Origin of the sequence: Brevibacillus reuszeri (assembly GCF_002897295.1) — a bacterium.
Lineage (GTDB): Bacteria > Bacillota > Bacilli > Brevibacillales > Brevibacillaceae > Brevibacillus > Brevibacillus reuszeri_A.
In genome coordinates this window covers 225,872-240,867 of sequence record NZ_BEXF01000010.1, presented here as the reverse complement: position 1 = coordinate 240,867, position 14,996 = coordinate 225,872, and the positions used below count along the sequence as shown (strand labels likewise).

16 protein-coding genes, 6 tRNA genes and 1 riboswitch are annotated in these 14,996 nt (G+C 46.4%); of the genes, 19 read left to right on the top strand and 3 right to left on the bottom strand.

What is annotated here, in order from left to right:
- The first annotated feature begins 24 nt into the window (after positions 1-24).
- Positions 25-957, top strand: a complete 933-nt coding sequence (locus C3B52_RS17975) for a manganese-dependent inorganic pyrophosphatase (protein WP_103107772.1) — start codon at positions 25-27, stop codon at positions 955-957.
- A gap of 67 nt (positions 958-1,024) precedes the next feature.
- Here the strand turns inward: C3B52_RS17975 and C3B52_RS36510 are convergent, their stop codons facing one another.
- Complete coding sequence (locus tag C3B52_RS36510; protein ID WP_164684823.1) at positions 1,025-1,198, bottom strand: hypothetical protein; 174 nt, start codon at positions 1,196-1,198, stop codon at positions 1,025-1,027.
- Between the two features lie 364 nt (positions 1,199-1,562).
- On the opposite strand from C3B52_RS36510, the gene C3B52_RS17970 reads away from it, so the two are divergent.
- From C3B52_RS17970 to C3B52_RS17925, 10 genes are all read left to right on the top strand, one after another.
- Positions 1,563-2,312 (top strand): SAM-dependent methyltransferase, encoded by a 750-nt coding sequence (locus tag C3B52_RS17970; protein ID WP_103107771.1) that lies wholly within the window; start codon positions 1,563-1,565, stop codon positions 2,310-2,312.
- A gap of 172 nt (positions 2,313-2,484) precedes the next feature.
- Entirely contained in the window at positions 2,485-3,258 is a 774-nt protein-coding gene (locus C3B52_RS17965) for a MerR family transcriptional regulator (protein ID WP_103107770.1), read from the top strand.
- Positions 3,259-3,384: 126 nt separating this feature from the next.
- Positions 3,385-4,290 (top strand): alpha/beta fold hydrolase, encoded by a 906-nt coding sequence (locus C3B52_RS17960; RefSeq protein WP_164684822.1) that lies wholly within the window; start codon positions 3,385-3,387, stop codon positions 4,288-4,290.
- 14 nt (positions 4,291-4,304) lie between these two features.
- Positions 4,305-4,490, top strand: coding sequence for a hypothetical protein (locus C3B52_RS37130; RefSeq protein ID WP_103107768.1), 186 nt, complete (start codon positions 4,305-4,307; stop codon positions 4,488-4,490).
- The gene (locus tag C3B52_RS17950) at positions 4,445-5,392 is read left to right on the top strand and encodes an MBL fold metallo-hydrolase (protein ID WP_103107767.1); all 948 of its coding nucleotides are present in this window, start codon (positions 4,445-4,447) and stop codon (positions 5,390-5,392) included. Before C3B52_RS37130 ends, C3B52_RS17950 begins: the two co-directional genes overlap by 46 nt.
- A gap of 113 nt (positions 5,393-5,505) precedes the next feature.
- Positions 5,506-5,655, top strand: a riboswitch (cobalamin riboswitch).
- A gap of 131 nt (positions 5,656-5,786) precedes the next feature.
- On the top strand, positions 5,787-6,782 hold the full coding sequence (locus C3B52_RS17945) for an ABC transporter substrate-binding protein (protein WP_103107766.1): 996 nt from the start codon (positions 5,787-5,789) through the stop codon (positions 6,780-6,782).
- Between the two features lies 1 nt (position 6,783).
- Complete coding sequence (locus C3B52_RS17940; RefSeq protein WP_103107765.1) at positions 6,784-7,821, top strand: FecCD family ABC transporter permease; 1,038 nt, start codon at positions 6,784-6,786, stop codon at positions 7,819-7,821.
- Positions 7,822-7,824: 3 nt separating this feature from the next.
- Positions 7,825-8,607 carry an ABC transporter ATP-binding protein gene (locus C3B52_RS17935; protein WP_103107764.1) on the top strand — a complete coding sequence of 261 codons (783 nt, stop codon included), beginning with the start codon at positions 7,825-7,827 and terminating at the stop codon, positions 8,605-8,607.
- Between the two features lie 13 nt (positions 8,608-8,620).
- Positions 8,621-9,187: a bifunctional adenosylcobinamide kinase/adenosylcobinamide-phosphate guanylyltransferase gene (gene cobU / locus C3B52_RS17930; protein ID WP_103107763.1), complete on the top strand. Its 567-nt coding sequence runs from the start codon at positions 8,621-8,623 to the stop codon at positions 9,185-9,187.
- 279 nt (positions 9,188-9,466) lie between these two features.
- Positions 9,467-10,123 (top strand): YitT family protein, encoded by a 657-nt coding sequence (locus tag C3B52_RS17925; protein ID WP_103107762.1) that lies wholly within the window; start codon positions 9,467-9,469, stop codon positions 10,121-10,123.
- A 112-nt stretch (positions 10,124-10,235) separates the two neighbouring features.
- Here C3B52_RS17925 and C3B52_RS17920 read toward each other — a convergent pair whose 3' ends face one another.
- Positions 10,236-11,351: an N-acetylmuramoyl-L-alanine amidase gene (locus C3B52_RS17920; RefSeq protein WP_235615765.1), complete on the bottom strand. Its 1,116-nt coding sequence runs from the start codon at positions 11,349-11,351 to the stop codon at positions 10,236-10,238.
- Between the two features lie 336 nt (positions 11,352-11,687).
- Between C3B52_RS17920 and C3B52_RS17915 the strand changes: the two genes are divergently transcribed.
- The 8 genes from C3B52_RS17915 to C3B52_RS17870 all read left to right on the top strand — a co-directional run bounded on the left by C3B52_RS17915 (position 11,688) and on the right by C3B52_RS17870 (position 14,425).
- Positions 11,688-12,170, top strand: a complete 483-nt coding sequence (locus tag C3B52_RS17915; RefSeq protein WP_235615764.1) for a hypothetical protein — start codon at positions 11,688-11,690, stop codon at positions 12,168-12,170.
- Between the two features lie 26 nt (positions 12,171-12,196).
- A complete protein-coding gene (gene thiM / locus C3B52_RS17910) occupies positions 12,197-13,006 on the top strand; it encodes a hydroxyethylthiazole kinase (RefSeq protein ID WP_103107760.1) in 810 nt (269 codons plus the stop codon).
- Positions 13,007-13,851: 845 nt separating this feature from the next.
- A tRNA-Ser gene (locus C3B52_RS17895) sits at positions 13,852-13,944 on the top strand.
- Positions 13,945-13,948: 4 nt separating this feature from the next.
- A tRNA-Glu gene (locus tag C3B52_RS17890) sits at positions 13,949-14,022 on the top strand.
- Positions 14,023-14,056: 34 nt separating this feature from the next.
- A tRNA-Gly gene (locus C3B52_RS17885) sits at positions 14,057-14,130 on the top strand.
- 9 nt (positions 14,131-14,139) lie between these two features.
- Positions 14,140-14,216 (top strand) — tRNA-Met (locus C3B52_RS17880).
- A gap of 20 nt (positions 14,217-14,236) precedes the next feature.
- A tRNA-His gene (locus C3B52_RS17875) sits at positions 14,237-14,312 on the top strand.
- Between the two features lie 28 nt (positions 14,313-14,340).
- Positions 14,341-14,425 (top strand) — tRNA-Leu (locus C3B52_RS17870).
- 84 nt (positions 14,426-14,509) lie between these two features.
- Here the strand turns inward: C3B52_RS17870 and C3B52_RS17865 are convergent.
- Complete coding sequence (locus C3B52_RS17865) at positions 14,510-14,992, bottom strand: DinB family protein (RefSeq protein ID WP_103107757.1); 483 nt, start codon at positions 14,990-14,992, stop codon at positions 14,510-14,512.
- Positions 14,993-14,996: the final 4 nt, after the last annotated feature.

The window sequence follows — 14,996 nt, the reverse complement described above, 5'->3', positions numbered from 1 at the left end:
AAACAAGTCTAAGGAGTATGGATCATGGAAAAAAAACTCATTTTCGGTCATAAAAATCCAGACACGGATTCCATTTGCTCTGCCCTCGTATACGCGGATTTGAAAACAAAGCTGGGTGCTGATGTAGAGCCTGTTCGCCTGGGTGTAATCAGCAGCGAAACCCAATTTGTACTGGATTACTTCCAGGTGAAGGAACCACGCTTGGTGGAAACGGTAGCGAACGAAGTCAATGAAGTGATTCTCGTTGACCACAATGAGCGCCAACAAAGCGCCAATGACATTGAGCAGGTTCAGGTAGTTGAAGTGATCGACCACCACCGTATTGCCAATTTTGAAACCAGCAACCCGCTCTATTTCCGTGCAGAGCCAGTTGGTTGCACGACAACCATTCTGAAAAAGCTGTACAAGGAAAATGGTGTGGAGATTCCAAAAGAAATCGCCGGACTAATGCTGTCTGCGATTATTTCCGATACATTGCTGTTGAAATCGCCAACCTGCACGGATCAAGATGTAGCTGCCGCTCATGAGCTGGCGCAGATCGCTGGAGTGAACCTCGAGACGTATGGCTTGGAAATGCTCAAGGCTGGTGCAGATCTGAGCGATAAAACGATTGCAGACCTGCTTTCCCTGGATGCAAAAGAATTCCAAATGGGTAGTGCAAAAGTAGAAATCGCCCAAGTGAATGCAGTAGACGTAAATGATGTACTGGCTCGCCAAGCTGAATTGGAAGCAGCGATGAATAGCATCATCAGTGAAAAAGGACTCGATCTGTTCGTATTTGTCGTAACGGATATTTTGAACAACGATTCCGTAGCAATTGCTTTGGGTAGTGCAACACAGGCAGTAGAAAAAGCATACAACGTAACACTCACAGGCAACAAAGCTGTTCTCAAAGGCGTGGTGTCCCGCAAAAAACAAATCGTACCGGTATTGACCGATACATTCCAAGCTTTGTAATTCATTATTGATACATGAAGAAAAGGCTGTCCAGGAGGGCAGCCTTTTTGGTTTACGAATGCGAATATTAAAACGGACCATGGTTCTGGTGATGATAATTATGCTGAATGTATTGCTGGGCGTAAGCATCGTCTGAGTAATTTTTAATCGCATGCTTATCTCTGGCACGCTGACTAAGCATGCCACTAAAGAAATAGCCGGCAGCAACTACCGCTACGACAAAACCGATAATATAAAGCATCGGATCTCCTCCTTTTCCTTTCAGCGAAAGGCTAGGTTATGAAGCAAGCATACGGTATCGCATGCTGCGCTCACCTGCAGTCCATGTTGTTATCATTTGAGGTTAACATAATTGTATCATAAAAAAGGAAAAGTTTGTTAAATGTTGTTCCCCAAAAATAATGACCAGCTATTCAGCTACATGCAGGGACGTTCTATTTTACCGTACCGTAATCGTAGAACCAATAATTGTTAGATAAGTATTACTTGAATAGTGTAAAATGTTTGATAACGTTATGAAAAAGGGGCTGGGATTATGATTTTCTGTACCGATGACTTAAAGCGCAATCACTGTTTAAAATCCGATTCAAGCAAAGGAGAAAACAATGGACAGAAACAAATTCTCAGCGATAGCCCACAGGGACCATGCATTTTGCAATCCAATCAGTGAAAGCAAGATCAACACGATAATTCATCTAACAAAGTTGAACCCCGATGATAAAGCGATTGACATTGGAGCTGGAACAAGCGAATTACTCATTCGGTACATTGAGAAATATAACATTTTAGCCACTGCTATAGAGCTATATGAAGGTTCGATCGAAACGGCTCGTAATCGTGCAAACGGGAGAATTTCGTTAGACCGCATCCAATTTGTCAATGAAGATGCAAAACAAGTGATGGATAATTATTCCATTCCACAGTTTCGATTGGGTATATGTATTGGGTCTACACATGCAGTTGGTGATTTAGCAGCTACGTTGCAAGCATTAAGAAAATGCGTTCATCCCGGTGGATATATTCTCGTTGGCGAAGGATATTGGAAGAAAAATCCCCCCCATGAGTATTTACAGGCGCTCGCTGCACAACTTGAAGATTTGAAGACACATCATGAAAATGTAAAGCTGGGTGAACAGTTGGGGCTGACACCTCTTTACTCCGTAGTAGCAAGTGAAGATGATTGGGATGCATACGAGGGTCTTTATGCGAGCTCTATTGAAAATTACTGCTATGAAAACCCAAATGATCCTGACGTGGAAGCTATGCTTACAAGAATTAGAAGTTGGAGAAATACTTATCTAGAATGGGGAAGGGATACATTAGGTTTCGGTCTATATCTTTTTAGGAATGGATAAAATAGAAAATTTGCGCAAACGAAGGCTACCTGTGGACGACGAGGTAGCCTCTTCTCAACTAATGGAGAACGACAGTTCAATGAGGAACTTTTGGGTCCTTTTTTTTCATCAGAATGTGTTTGACATTGACGGTACGTAAATGTGTACGATGAATTTGTCAGGAGGGATCAAAGTGGAATATACCGTACAAAAGCTAGGGCTCCTGGCGGGTGTCAGCACCCGGACACTCCGATATTACGATGAAATTGACATTCTCAAGCCGGCGAGAATCAATTCATCCGGATATCGCATCTACGGACAGCAAGAGGTGGACCGCCTGCAGCAAATCCTTTTTTACCGAGAGCTGGGTGTGAGCTTGGAGGAAATTAAGGAAATCATCACCTCACCGAATTATGACGCTGACCACGCACTGCGGGAGCATCGCGCGAAACTCCTGGAAAAACGTGCTCAGTTAGATGCACTTATTGCCAATGTCGAAATGACTTTAGCTGAAAGAGAGGGAAAAAGTAAAATGAGTGACAAGCAAAAGTTTGAAGGCTTCAAGCAAACGCTTATAGACGAAAATGAAAAAAAGTACGGCGAAGAAATTCGGGCCAAATATGGAAGCGATCAAATTGACAAAGCTAACGCGAAAATAAAAGGGATGACTGAAGAGCAATATGCTGAAGTAGAGCAGCTTGGTGATGATCTGCTAAAAACACTCGCCCAAGCATTCGTCTCCGGAGATCCTGGCAGTGAGCTCGCGCAGAAGGCAGCAGATATGCACCGACAATGGCTGAGCTTTTATTGGGATCACTACAGCAGCGAAGCGCATGCTGGGATTGCGCAGATGTACGTAGACGATCCGAAATTCACAGCGTACTATGACAAAGAACAGCCAGGTCTTGCAGAGTTTCTAAGAGATGCAGTTGTGATTTATACAGGAAAACAATCGTCTCATCAATAATAGCTAATCGCGAAAGCTGCCTTCACACGGGCAGCTTTTTTTTCCATGCAAAATGATATTCGTTCAAAATAATCAGTAAATAAAATGTTAAAATGTAGGGAGGGAAGGTATACTCGAAATAACAGTATGATGGAGGCTTTTCCTATGAATCGGAAGATTGTAATGAGTAAAGGGAGAAAAGTAGAGTGTTTTATGGGGGGATCGGGGCTACCCAAGGTGGTGATTCTTCCAGGCATGTCGTCATCGGCATACGAATGGGAATTAGTTGTAAATGAATGGGAGGAAGCTGCAGCATATGTCATCGTTCATAGACCTGGATGTGGACAAAGTGAAGTTGGCGTGGAAAAGAGAACAACTGCCCAATTTATCGATGAATTAGATGAGCTTTTGCAAAATATCGGAATCGTGGAGCCTTTTGTTTTAGTCGGTCACTCCTATGGAGGTTTATGCGCTCAGCATTATGCAAAAGCATACCCGGAGAAAACAAAGGCAGTTATTCTCGTTGATTCCACATCAGATTCTTTGGAAAGGCTGAATCTAATTCCAGTTTCATCTATAGAAGACACTGATAAGTATTGGATTCGTAAATGTAGACAATTTGCCACGATGAATGCCAAGCAACTGAGTGGGATATTAGATCCTGTATTGAGTTCGGCTCACCAAAGGCTATCCGATTTGGCACAAAATGAAATCAAGACATTTTTGTACAGTCCATTTTTGTACAAAGCAATGGCTTCGGAAATCGAACATTGGGAGGACTGTGCTCGGCGAATTAAGGCAATGGATAGTTTTCCTCAAGTGCCGCTTACCGTTATTGGTCGCGATCCTATTCAGTCAGTACTTTCATCCATTCAAGACGGTGTGCCCGCAGAAGAAGCAAGAATGATCGAAACCATTTGGCAGGAATTGATTCAAGAACAGGTGGCATTGTCCGATCAAGGAACCTTCATTTTAGCAAGGCATGCTACACATTCTATTCACTTGGATCGTCCAGACGTCATTGTAGGGGCGTTGAAGCCATTCCTGTCATAAGAAGTTGACGAGCATTGGAACAGCTAAAAGAAAGCGCCCAAAAGGTACAATTAACACTGATAAAGCTGGGGTACTGTAATCAGGTCGTGGAGCTGCCGGATAGCACGAGAACAGCGCAGGATCACGAACAAAACATGAGAAGGAGAACGATTGTATGCAGACAACAGAACCACTCCATCTGGGGCAGCGAATTCACCTGATTGACGGCTTTGATTTGGGCTTGCCTGGGCGGACAGGCACCTATGTGATTGCAGAAGAGGAGCTCACCTTGATCGAAACAGGTCCAAGCCCATCTGTCCCGTATATTCGTGAAGGTCTGGCCAAGCTGGGTTATTCTCTGGACCAGGTAAAATACATAATCGTTACGCATATTCACCTGGATCATGCAGGTGGTGCGGGCTTGTTTTTGCAAGAGTGCCCAAATGCCAAAATCGTCGTCCATCCAAAAGGAGCGCGACATTTGGTTGATCCCAGTAGACTTATTGAGGGTGCCCGAGCGGTATACCGGGAGCAGTTCGAGTCCTTATTCGATCCGATCGTTCCTGTTCCAGAGGATCGCTTAATCATAAAGGCAGACGGAGAGACGCTTACGATTGGACCTGGATGTACACTGGAATTTTTGGACTCACCTGGTCACGCCAACCATCATTTCAGCATCTACGACCCAGTGAGTAACGGGATGTTTACAGGAGATACGGCAGGAGTACATTACCCCCAGCTCAAAGAAAATGGTCTGCATCTCGTTCTGCCTTCGACTTCTCCCAATCAATTTGACCCTGACAAGATGCTACACTCAATTTCCCGTTATCGGGAGCGTGGCTTGGATCGGATCTACTTTGGTCATTTTGGTATGACTGACCAGGTCGAGGATGTGTACCAGCAAGTAACAAAATGGCTGCCTATGTTCGTCGCAGAAGGGGAAGCTGTCTTGGCGGACGGGCTTGGCTACGAAGAGCTGGCTTCAAGGCTTTTGAATCGGGTAGCGGATGAGCTGCAAACAGCTGGTATTTCTGCCCACCACGAAGTATTTGGCATTTTAAAGCTGGATTTAGAAGTTTGCTCGATGGGGATTATCGACTATTTACAAAAAAGACAAAAATAGTGAAGCAAATGGAAAAACCAAGGACCTGTCAGGACTTTGGTTTTCTTTTTCATTCTTTTTTTTCTGGATGAGTGCTATCATGGTGGGTGAGTCACAACCTTATTTACAATAAAATAGTCCTCATGCAAACAGGTGCCTTGTTTCTTCGTAAAAGAAACGGGGTGAAAAGGGAAGTCGGTGAAAATCCGGCGCGGTCCCGCCACTGTGAAGCGGCATTCAGATGTGCCGTAAGCCAGGAGACCTGCCTGTTTGTTTTATTGCGCCAGTACCTTCGCGGAAAGGATCGGCAAGCTCAGGTGGTACCTATGACGTAATTCATCCTGAATGCCAGCCCCTTGCTCCGCAGTGGACGCAAAGGGGCTTTTTTAGTTAGGAAAGAAAGGAAGAATTTACAATGAAACGATCACTGCCATTATTCATCCCTGTTTTGATAGCTTTGAGCTTGGTTGGGTGTTCGGAAGCGGGCAACAGCCAGCCAGCACCAAATGCACAGCCCCCAGCAAAGCAAGAAGCGTCTCAAACGAATCCTCCTACTAGCACCGTGAAGGAGACAACATACCCGCTAACGTTGAAAGATGCGACAGGTAAAGAAGTGACATTCCAAAAGGCTCCTGAACGAATTATTTCTACTTCTCCGGCTGAAACTGAGATTTTATTCGCGTTGGGCCTAGATGATCGGATTGTCGGCGTCTCTGAATATGATGATTATCCAGAAGCAGCTCTTGCAAAACCAAAGGTAGGTGGGGTCGTAACGCCAAATGAGGAAGCCATCCTGTCACATAACCCGGATCTCGTTATCGGCGGGATTTCGATGGAAAAGGCTGTTGCTGACAAGCTGAAATCATTGGGCATGCCTGTCTATGTGACGCACCCGAAAAAGCTGGATGACATCATGAACAATATCATTGCCATGGGTGTTATTACGAACCGGCAGGAGCAGGCAGAAAAGCTGGTTGCACAAATGAAGCAGGATATTGCGGAAGTGACAGATGCCGTAAAAAACGTAAAACCGGAAGAAAAGAAAAAAGTTTACCTGGAGTTCTCCCCTGGCTGGACCGTGGGAAAGGGAGAGTTCATGGATGAGTTGATTACCCTGTCTGGAGCGAACAATGTTGCTTCCGATACAGAGGGCTGGAATGCCATTAGCGAGGAAAAGATTTTGCGGGATGACCCAGATGTGATCTTGTATGCAAACGGAATCGTTGATACGGCGACGTCCAAAAAGCTTGAGGACATTATCCTTTCGCGCAAAGGCTGGGAAAAAATGAAGGCCATTCGCGATAAGCAAGTGTTTGGCATGGATCAAAATATGCTCTCTCGTCCTGGCCCACGTATTACACAAGGCTTGAAGGACGTAGCAAAGGCGATTTATCCTGACCTGGTGAAATAAAATGAAAAGGCGTCTATTGTTATGGGGAGGAGTGGCTTGCCTCACTTTGCTGGCATCTATGGTTGTTAGTATTTCGCTCGGCTCAGCCCAGCTTCCCCTTTCAGAGGTATGGTTGATTTTGATGCATCAGCTTCCGGGGCTGGGTGACCTGATACCTGTCAGTTGGCCAGAATCCTCGGAGCAAATTGTGATGAAGATTAGGTTTCCACGTGTCATATTGGCTGTTTTGGTAGGGGCGTGTCTGTCTCTTGCAGGAGCTGGCTTTCAAGGAGTGCTGCGCAATCCGCTTGCTGATCCGTATACGATGGGCGTTGCTTCAGGATCAGCAGTCGGTGCAGCCTTTCTCATCCTATTTGGTCTGCACATCTCCTTTTTGGGACAGTGGAGTATTCCGGTTGTGGCCTTTCTGACGGGATTTGTCAGCTTGTGGATTGTACTACGACTGGCGAGTACACAAGGAAAGCTACAAACAGAGACGTTGCTGCTCTCTGGTGTGGTCGTTCAAGCATTTCTCGGCTCGCTTGTGTCGTTTATGGTATCCCTATCGGATAAAGCTGTAAACGAGATCGTCTTTTGGCTCATGGGCAGCTTGTCATTTCGGGGTTGGGACTTTACATATGTGTTACTGCCTTATTTGATTGTCGGTCTGATGGTTCTCGTTTCATACGCCCGCGCACTGAATTTGTTTTCTCTCGGAGAGCGGCAAGCAGCTCACTTGGGCGTCAGTGTGGATCGAACGAAGCTGGTTGTCCTGATCGTCTCTACACTTTTGACGGCAGGTGCTGTTTCTATCGCGGGAATTGTTGGCTTTGTCGGTTTAGTCGTGCCACATCTCGTTCGGCTGATGGTAGGTCCGGATTATCGACTGCTGTTACCGATGGCGACGATTTGCGGTGGGATCTACGTCCTCTGGGCAGATACAGTGGCGAGAATGCTACTGAGTCCAACAGAAATTCCTTTGGGGGTCGTTACTGCTTTTCTGGGCGCACCATTTTTCGCCTATTTGTTAAAGCAGAATAAACGACTGGGCAGGAGGTAGGCAATGATTCAAGTCACTGGCCTAGAAAAGTCATATCATCAGACGGTAGTTCTGACGGACATCCACTTTTCCGTCAACAAAGGAGAATTTTTCGGGATCATTGGTCCAAATGGAAGCGGGAAATCGACCCTATTAAAAATGATTTCCGGCGTAATCTCCTACGATGCTGGCGAAATTGTCATTAACGAAAAGCCGCTTCGCAAGTATACCCGCAAGGAGCTTGCCAAGATTTTGGCGGTGCTCGAGCAAGAAGGACTTCCACCAGTAGGCTTTCGTGTTCGAGAGGTGTTGGAGATGGGACGCTTCCCTTTCCAGAACTGGCTTGGAGAAGAGGCGGAGGATGCGTCTTCGCTCATTGATGACATTATCGAGATGCTTGGCTTGCAGCAATTGGAGGACAGAGGGCTGGATGAACTGAGCGGTGGGGAAAAACAGCGAGTCGCGCTTGGAAAAGCCCTGGTTCAAAAGCCAAAGCTGCTGCTGCTTGATGAACCGACTACTTACTTGGATATCGGCTATCAAATTCAGTTGATGGATATTGTGAAAAGCTGGCAAAAGACAAACGGGGTTACAGTGGTCGCCGTCCTGCATGATTTGAATCTAGCATCGCTGTACTGTGATCGTATCTTGATGCTCCACAAAGGAAAACAGGTACAGGTTGGCGGGCCAAGAGAAATCATGCAAAGCAGCCTGATCGAAGACGTCTATGGTACGAGACCGATTGTGATGGAGCATCCGGTACATCAATTGCCGCAGATCTTTTTGAAATCAGAATCGTGGAGGTAGGGGAGGGATCTGGTTGGTCGTACTGATCACAGGAGGCGCTAGAAGTGGCAAAAGCACCTTTGCCGAAAAATACGCGGCCCATATCGCGTCAGCGGGGATTTATATCGCGACTTCCCCTATATTTGATGAAGAGCTAAAGGAAAGGGTAAACCAGCATCAGCATAGGCGGGAGCATGCGGCTTTTGACTGGGAGACGATAGAGGAGCCGTATGCGCTCGCTAACGTCTTGCAAGCTCTCAAGAACAGGCCGGATGTAGAGTCAAAAGAGACGGTGATACTCGTAGATTGCCTCATCTTGTGGCTGTCCAACTGGTTGTTGAAGCTTGAAAACGACAATCCGATGGAGCGGATCATGGAAAAGCTGACAGAACTGCTGACAGTATTACGCGAATATCCAGGGACCGTCTTGTTGGTCACAAATGAAGTTGGCGATGGAATTGTTCCGGAGTATCCGCTGGGGAGGCTTTTCCGTGATCTCGCTGGTCTGATGAATCAGCGAATAGCTGCAATAAGCGACCAGGTTTTTTTGGTCACGGCGGGAGTTCCTGTGGAGCTGACGAGCAGAGCTTTTCGGTTTTAATAAGGGGAAAAGGCGAGCAATATTCGTCTTTTCCCCGTTTTTGTGTTATAATATAGAAAAAGCAATGGAAGGGATCAGGATACCATGCGTCCCCATAGGGCGATCTGGAAACAGTATGACCTCTCCTATATCTAGCTTCGTAGTAGTTGAACGTCACTAAAGACGTACCAATCTACTACGGAAGCGAGGCATTTTGTATGAGTAGCGACTTAAACTTACGAAGTTCCTCTGTAGTTGGTTGGGCGTCTATGCCAAAACCGACAAAACTGCGAGGAATCCATGATGAGGAGAGCGCTGCAAGTATCAAGGCGTTACAGTTTGATTTTGTTTGGTGCATGTTTGCTTGCTTTTGCCTACTATCACATTAACTATCAGAACCACCTGTCTGAGGGTGGATTCGTCGGACTGGGATTACTGGCCAAATACGCCTTTGACCTTTCTCCGGCGATGATGATGCTCATGCTCGACATTCCGCTGTTTATTGTGGCATGCCTGGTGAGAGGGCGTCAATTTATTTGGGATACGATTCTGGCTTCACTTGCTTTTACAGCTTTTTATGAATGCTTTGAGCAGTATTCCCCAATTGTAATGGATCTCCATAACATGATGCCAGTCGCTTCCTTGTTGTCCGGTGTTTTGACTGGGCTGGGAACAGGGCTAGTGCTCAGATATGGAGCGGCAACGGGTGGAGACGATATTTTGTCTTTGCTCCTGAGTAAGTACACAGGGCTGTCTATTGGTACGATTTTTCTTTTATTAGACGTTATGGTGCTTTGCCTATCGTTTTGGTACGTACCGATGAAAGAGATGATGTATACCATTTTGGCTGTTGTCATTTCCAGCCGCGTCATTACATGGACGGTAGAAGCAGGGACTCGTGAGACCGCTGAAGAAGAAGGACACGGGCATGGCAACGTCTCAATGACGCACCGCTAATACGAATGAATTTGAAGTGTAATCGTTGTAAAACATGCATATAGAATGAGGAAGGAAAAGGGCCTTGTCGCTAGGAAGTCGACAGGGCCCTTTTTGTGTTGGTTTTTTTGCTTCAGTTGGAAAAATAGTCGGCCAGCCCATCCACAATAGCTTGTGCTGCACGTTCCTGATAGCTTGCCGTACGAATGATGGCCTCATCTTTTGCATTGGTCAAAAAGCCTAGCTCAACCAGCACAGAAGGCTGAGCATTTTCTCGCAGTACATGATAGTCTCCATACGATATGCCATTGCTTGGGAGGCTTTGATTGCTGCGTAGACGTGCTTCGATGGCACGGGCTAATGGATAATCTTTCGTTTGCGAATAAAAAAACGTCAACGTTCCACTGTTAGGCTTGATCGACGAATTGTAATGGATGCTGACAAATGCATCAGCAACTTTAGCTTCACTGACGGCAACTCGTTGCGAAAGTGAAGGCTTCTCGCTGTCACTCGTTCTGGTCATGATAACTTGTGCTCCCCGTTGACGCAGCTTGCTTGCTACTTTGTTCGAAGTGTCTCGATTGAGCTTCTTTTCTTCCGTTTTCCATTTAAGTCCGATAGCTCCAACATCACTTCCGCCGTGTCCCGGATCGATGACGATCACTTTTCCCTTAAGGCCAGAGGAGTTCGTCGCCTTTGTTGTAGCTTTTGAAGTCCCTTTGCCAGTAGATTGACCGACATAGTTGGCTGAAACCCAGCCTGTTTTTCCAGCAGAGGTTTTGACCTGCAACCAATCCGCCTTGTGACCCGTAATCTCAAGTGTGGTTCCTAGTGGCAAGACCTGCACGATGTCCTGATCCAAGCCTGGTCCTTTGCGCATCCGCAAAGCATCTGCTGTGACGGTGCCGCGACTGACACTGGCTCCAGATGAAGCCGCAGGCTTTGCAGCTTGGACGACTCCCTTCGTGGTCTTTTGCAGATAGTAGCCTGCTACCCAGCCGGTTGTTTGCTTATAGCTGATCTGTGCCCAGCCGTATGCTTCCTTGGAGATCGTGACTGTTGCACCGTAAGACAAGGACCCGACGACAGCTGCTTGAAAGCTTGGTTCACTGCGCACGTTTAAAGAAGTAGCGAGTACCTTTGCGCTAGTCTGTTCAGCAGCGTTCACTGTCCATGCATAATCGGGTGGCAGAGCCAGGAGCAGACAGAGACTGATAATAAGGGATATTTTTGTCATTTTTTTATTCATGAAAATACCTCTACGTAAGATGACTGTTTTGTCTACGTGGACAATGATAAGGAAGATTGCTTGATTCTAATAGGGTATTTTTTCCTGATTTTATGTAGGAATTTCGTTTGGGAGCGCATTTTTTCCGGTACATCGACGAGTTTACATAATTATTTTTTGAAAATAGGTTCGAATGTAACATAAATTGCACGGCTTCCTTTTCCGATACCAGAAATAGACACAAAAAAGGGAGATAGGGGATTTTACATGTCTACATATTATTACTTCAGTTGCACAAAATGCCGAACCCGAGGGGGAGTTTTCGGCGAACAAGCTTGGGGATGGGGGGACTTTGACATGATTGAGTCCTTCAAATATCTCGCACATCACATTCGGACATGTGGGGAAGAGTCCATTCGCGTCATTTCTGAGGACGTAGAAGATTATGTTGATCAACTTCATGGAGAATACAATCACTTTTTAGAAGAGACAAAGCATATCTTTCCCCATTCCAGGGACTGGCAGTTTTTGGACAAATGGAAAATGCTAAAGGTAGAGGAAATGAAGGAAAAATGGGTGGAAGAAAATCGGATTGCCCATCCTGATGACCGTGTGAAGATTACCGCAGTTCTGGAAGAAATTCATGTTTTAAAAGAAGGTGCAGGCCATTATTTGTTCCATAGCAAGGTCTTCTGTGAGAACAATAAGTCTTGGAATGTCTTAGCTTCGATGCGAGAATTGCCTCTTTTGCAGCGTTCCTATATCATCATAGGAGTAAAGCAAGAGCATCCAGAGCTCGGGGAGGTCTTGGCAGTACATAAAATGCTTCCCAGCACCTGATGATGTGATAGAAAGGGGCAGGATTCATGGAGCTTCACCGAATTGGACAATCACTGGATCTCGTACGCCAGAATAATCCGCTCGTACATAACATTACAAATGTGGTCGTGACCAATTTTACGGCCAATGGATTACTGGCGCTGGGGGCATCGCCAGTAATGGCCTATGCCAAGGAAGAAGTTGCGGACATGGCCAAAATAGCAGGTGCTCTCGTACTAAACATGGGAACCTTGAATGAAGAAGAGGTAGAGGCGATGCTGATCGCCGGAAAAGCTGCCAATGAGCACGGGGTTCCCGTTTTATTCGATCCTGTCGGAGCAGGTGCCACACCGTATCGTACCGAAACAGCGAGGAAAATAGTCAAACAGCTAGACATTTCCATTATTAGAGGGAATGCAGCTGAAATTGCGAATACGATCGGGGAAGAGTGGCAAATAAAGGGCGTAGACGCAGGTGTTGGCGACAAAGATGTCATCTCTCTGGCAATTGCGGCCGCCAAGCAGCTCAAAACCATTGTTGCGATTACGGGTAAGGTAGATGTGATCTCAGACGGAGTGAGAACATACCTAATCCACAATGGACATCCGATTTTAACAAAAGTGACAGGAACCGGTTGCTTGCTTACTTCTGTGATGGGGGCATTCGCTGCGGTTGAACAGGATAAGCTGGAAGCGGGTGTCCAGGCTTTGGTCTCCTACGGCGTTGCGGCTGAGCTAGCTGCCCAAAAAGTAGAAAACCAGGGGCCAGGCAGCTTTCAAATCGAGTTTTTGAACACCCTGTCTACGATGTCGGCTGATGATGTTCGGCGTATGGGAAAAGTGGAAGAACAAAAATAGAACCCCCCTAAAAAGGGGGGAGAAAATGATCCTGCTTATGTGGCTAAGATAGATATGTTAGCGTATAGCTGTAATTGCGTAAAGTATATGATATCAGCTTCTTCTGGTGCTCGGAAATAGAGTGGAATATGAATTCGACTTGATCATTTTCAAACGGACGTAAAGCAGAAATACAGATGCCATGACAAGTTATTTCTTTCTGTAGTGCCGGTGCATGGCTGGCTTTGGTTCGTATGTGCAATTCCATGGTGACCCTCCTTGGACACTCCATAGAGTACCAAAAAATACAATGGAATTACAGGGAAGTTTTGTCAGATTTATGACCGATTTGCTTCGAAATAATGAACGTGGGGAATAAGCGGTGATCGCAAACCTTGGAAGGGGTTAATCCTTGTCAGGAAGGCATTGCGCGCGGGAGAAATAGGCTGAGATTAATGCAGCCATTCTGCCCTTTTCTGTAGAGTAATTAATCTTTTTGGAGAGGCAGTTTAGTAGCTCGCGGTCACAGCTGCATGAAAAATAACCGCGCTTCTCGTAGCAAATATCGTGTTTTTTACAGCATGAATCAATATCGTCAATCGGTGCTCCGGGTCCGGAACAGCCTGGTCCGCACCAATTTCCGTATAAACAGGGTAGACGTCCGGCGCGATTTTTTCTTCTATTGGCCACTTGCCACCACCACCATACCAAGAGTATTACTTCAGAGTATTGCGATTGGGAAATAGTTGCTTTAGGCAAGTGGCCGTTTTTTCAGGAATACTGTGTGAAATTTCCCTTGAAAACGTTTTTTATATATGATAGATTAATTCTTGCCGAAGTGATCAACTAGCGGCACTTACTAGAATGGATGGATGTCCGAGCGGCCGAAGGAGCACGATTGGAAATCGTGTAGGCGGGGTCGACCCGTCTCGTGGGTTCAAATCCCACTCCATCCGCCATCTTGGCCCGTTGGTGAAGCGGTTTAACACAGCAGCCTTTCACGCTGTCATACAGGGGTTCGAATCCCCTACGGGTCACCTTTAGTACCTTGCAAGGTTTGTCGTGTTGTATGCGGGTGTAGTTCAATGGTAGAACTCCAGCCTTCCAAGCTGGTCGCGTGGGTTCGATTCCCATCACCCGCTCCATAGGTTTTTGGCGGTGTAGCTCAGCTGGTTAGAGCGTTCGGTTCATACCCGAAAGGTCGGGGGTTCGATTCCCTCCGCCGCTACCAAGAAAAGATTGGATACTATGGCGGTCGTGGCGAAGGGGTTAACGCACCGGATTGTGGCTCCGGCACTCGTGGGTTCAAGTCCCATCGATCGCCCCATTTTCTATTTGAATTGAATCAGACATTTGCGGTCGTGGTGGAATTGGCAGACACACCATCTTGAGGGGGTGGCGGGGCGACCCGTGCGAGTTCGAGTCTCGCCGACCGCACCAACCTACATAACTATAAAGCTCAGAGCAAAGCCTTTTGAGGTGATGCTGCTGAGCTTTTTTTGGTAGAGCCTGATACTTTGTTATTCAGCTTTGGACATTGTGGTTGTCACGCAGGAAGCGACGAATCGCTGTAATTGCTGCCAGATGTAGCCCTTCATGAAAAATCGTTCTGACTAGTACCTGAGAAATTGTGTGCATGCCTGATTCTGTGGCAGGGAATTCCTCTTCCAGACGCTCGCTGTAAAGGGCGCGGATCTGTTCAGGCTGGGCTGCAAGCAGCTGATGAATTGTGGTCAGAGAGGGTGGGGATGCTTGCCAGTCAGCTGGCTTTGTGCCATAAGCAAACCATTCATGAAACCCGGGTGGAAGAGATATTTCTTCCTTTGTTATGTGCGAAATCCACAAATATTGATCCAGGTAGATATGGCCCAAATTCCAGAGGATGTTATTGTTGAATTTTTTTGGTACGATATTGACTTCTTCCTCAGTCAATCCCTCAACAGCGTGCAAGGTTTCACTTCGATAATCCTGAAGCTGCTGGAACAGCACGATATGGCGCTTTTCCATCCTG

Excerpts from the sequence above, each read along its gene's own strand:
- C3B52_RS17975 (WP_103107772.1), top strand. The coding sequence starts at position 25 with ATGGAAAAAAAACTCATTTTCGGTCATAAAAATCCAGACACGGATTCC.
- C3B52_RS36510 (WP_164684823.1), bottom strand. The coding sequence starts at position 1,198 with ATGCTTTATATTATCGGTTTTGTCGTAGCGGTAGTTGCTGCCGGCTAT.
- C3B52_RS17970 (WP_103107771.1), top strand. The coding sequence starts at position 1,563 with ATGGACAGAAACAAATTCTCAGCGATAGCCCACAGGGACCATGCATTT.
- C3B52_RS17960 (WP_164684822.1), top strand. The coding sequence starts at position 3,385 with ATGATGGAGGCTTTTCCTATGAATCGGAAGATTGTAATGAGTAAAGGG.
- C3B52_RS17950 (WP_103107767.1), top strand. The coding sequence starts at position 4,445 with ATGCAGACAACAGAACCACTCCATCTGGGGCAGCGAATTCACCTGATT.
- C3B52_RS17945 (WP_103107766.1), top strand. The coding sequence starts at position 5,787 with ATGAAACGATCACTGCCATTATTCATCCCTGTTTTGATAGCTTTGAGC.
- C3B52_RS17940 (WP_103107765.1), top strand. The coding sequence starts at position 6,784 with ATGAAAAGGCGTCTATTGTTATGGGGAGGAGTGGCTTGCCTCACTTTG.
- C3B52_RS17935 (WP_103107764.1), top strand. The coding sequence starts at position 7,825 with ATGATTCAAGTCACTGGCCTAGAAAAGTCATATCATCAGACGGTAGTT.
- C3B52_RS17925 (WP_103107762.1), top strand. The coding sequence starts at position 9,467 with ATGATGAGGAGAGCGCTGCAAGTATCAAGGCGTTACAGTTTGATTTTG.
- C3B52_RS17920 (WP_235615765.1), bottom strand. The coding sequence starts at position 11,351 with ATGAATAAAAAAATGACAAAAATATCCCTTATTATCAGTCTCTGTCTG.
- C3B52_RS17915 (WP_235615764.1), top strand. The coding sequence starts at position 11,688 with ATGATTGAGTCCTTCAAATATCTCGCACATCACATTCGGACATGTGGG.
- thiM (WP_103107760.1), top strand. The coding sequence starts at position 12,197 with ATGGAGCTTCACCGAATTGGACAATCACTGGATCTCGTACGCCAGAAT.
- C3B52_RS17865 (WP_103107757.1), bottom strand. The coding sequence starts at position 14,992 with ATGGAAAAGCGCCATATCGTGCTGTTCCAGCAGCTTCAGGATTATCGA.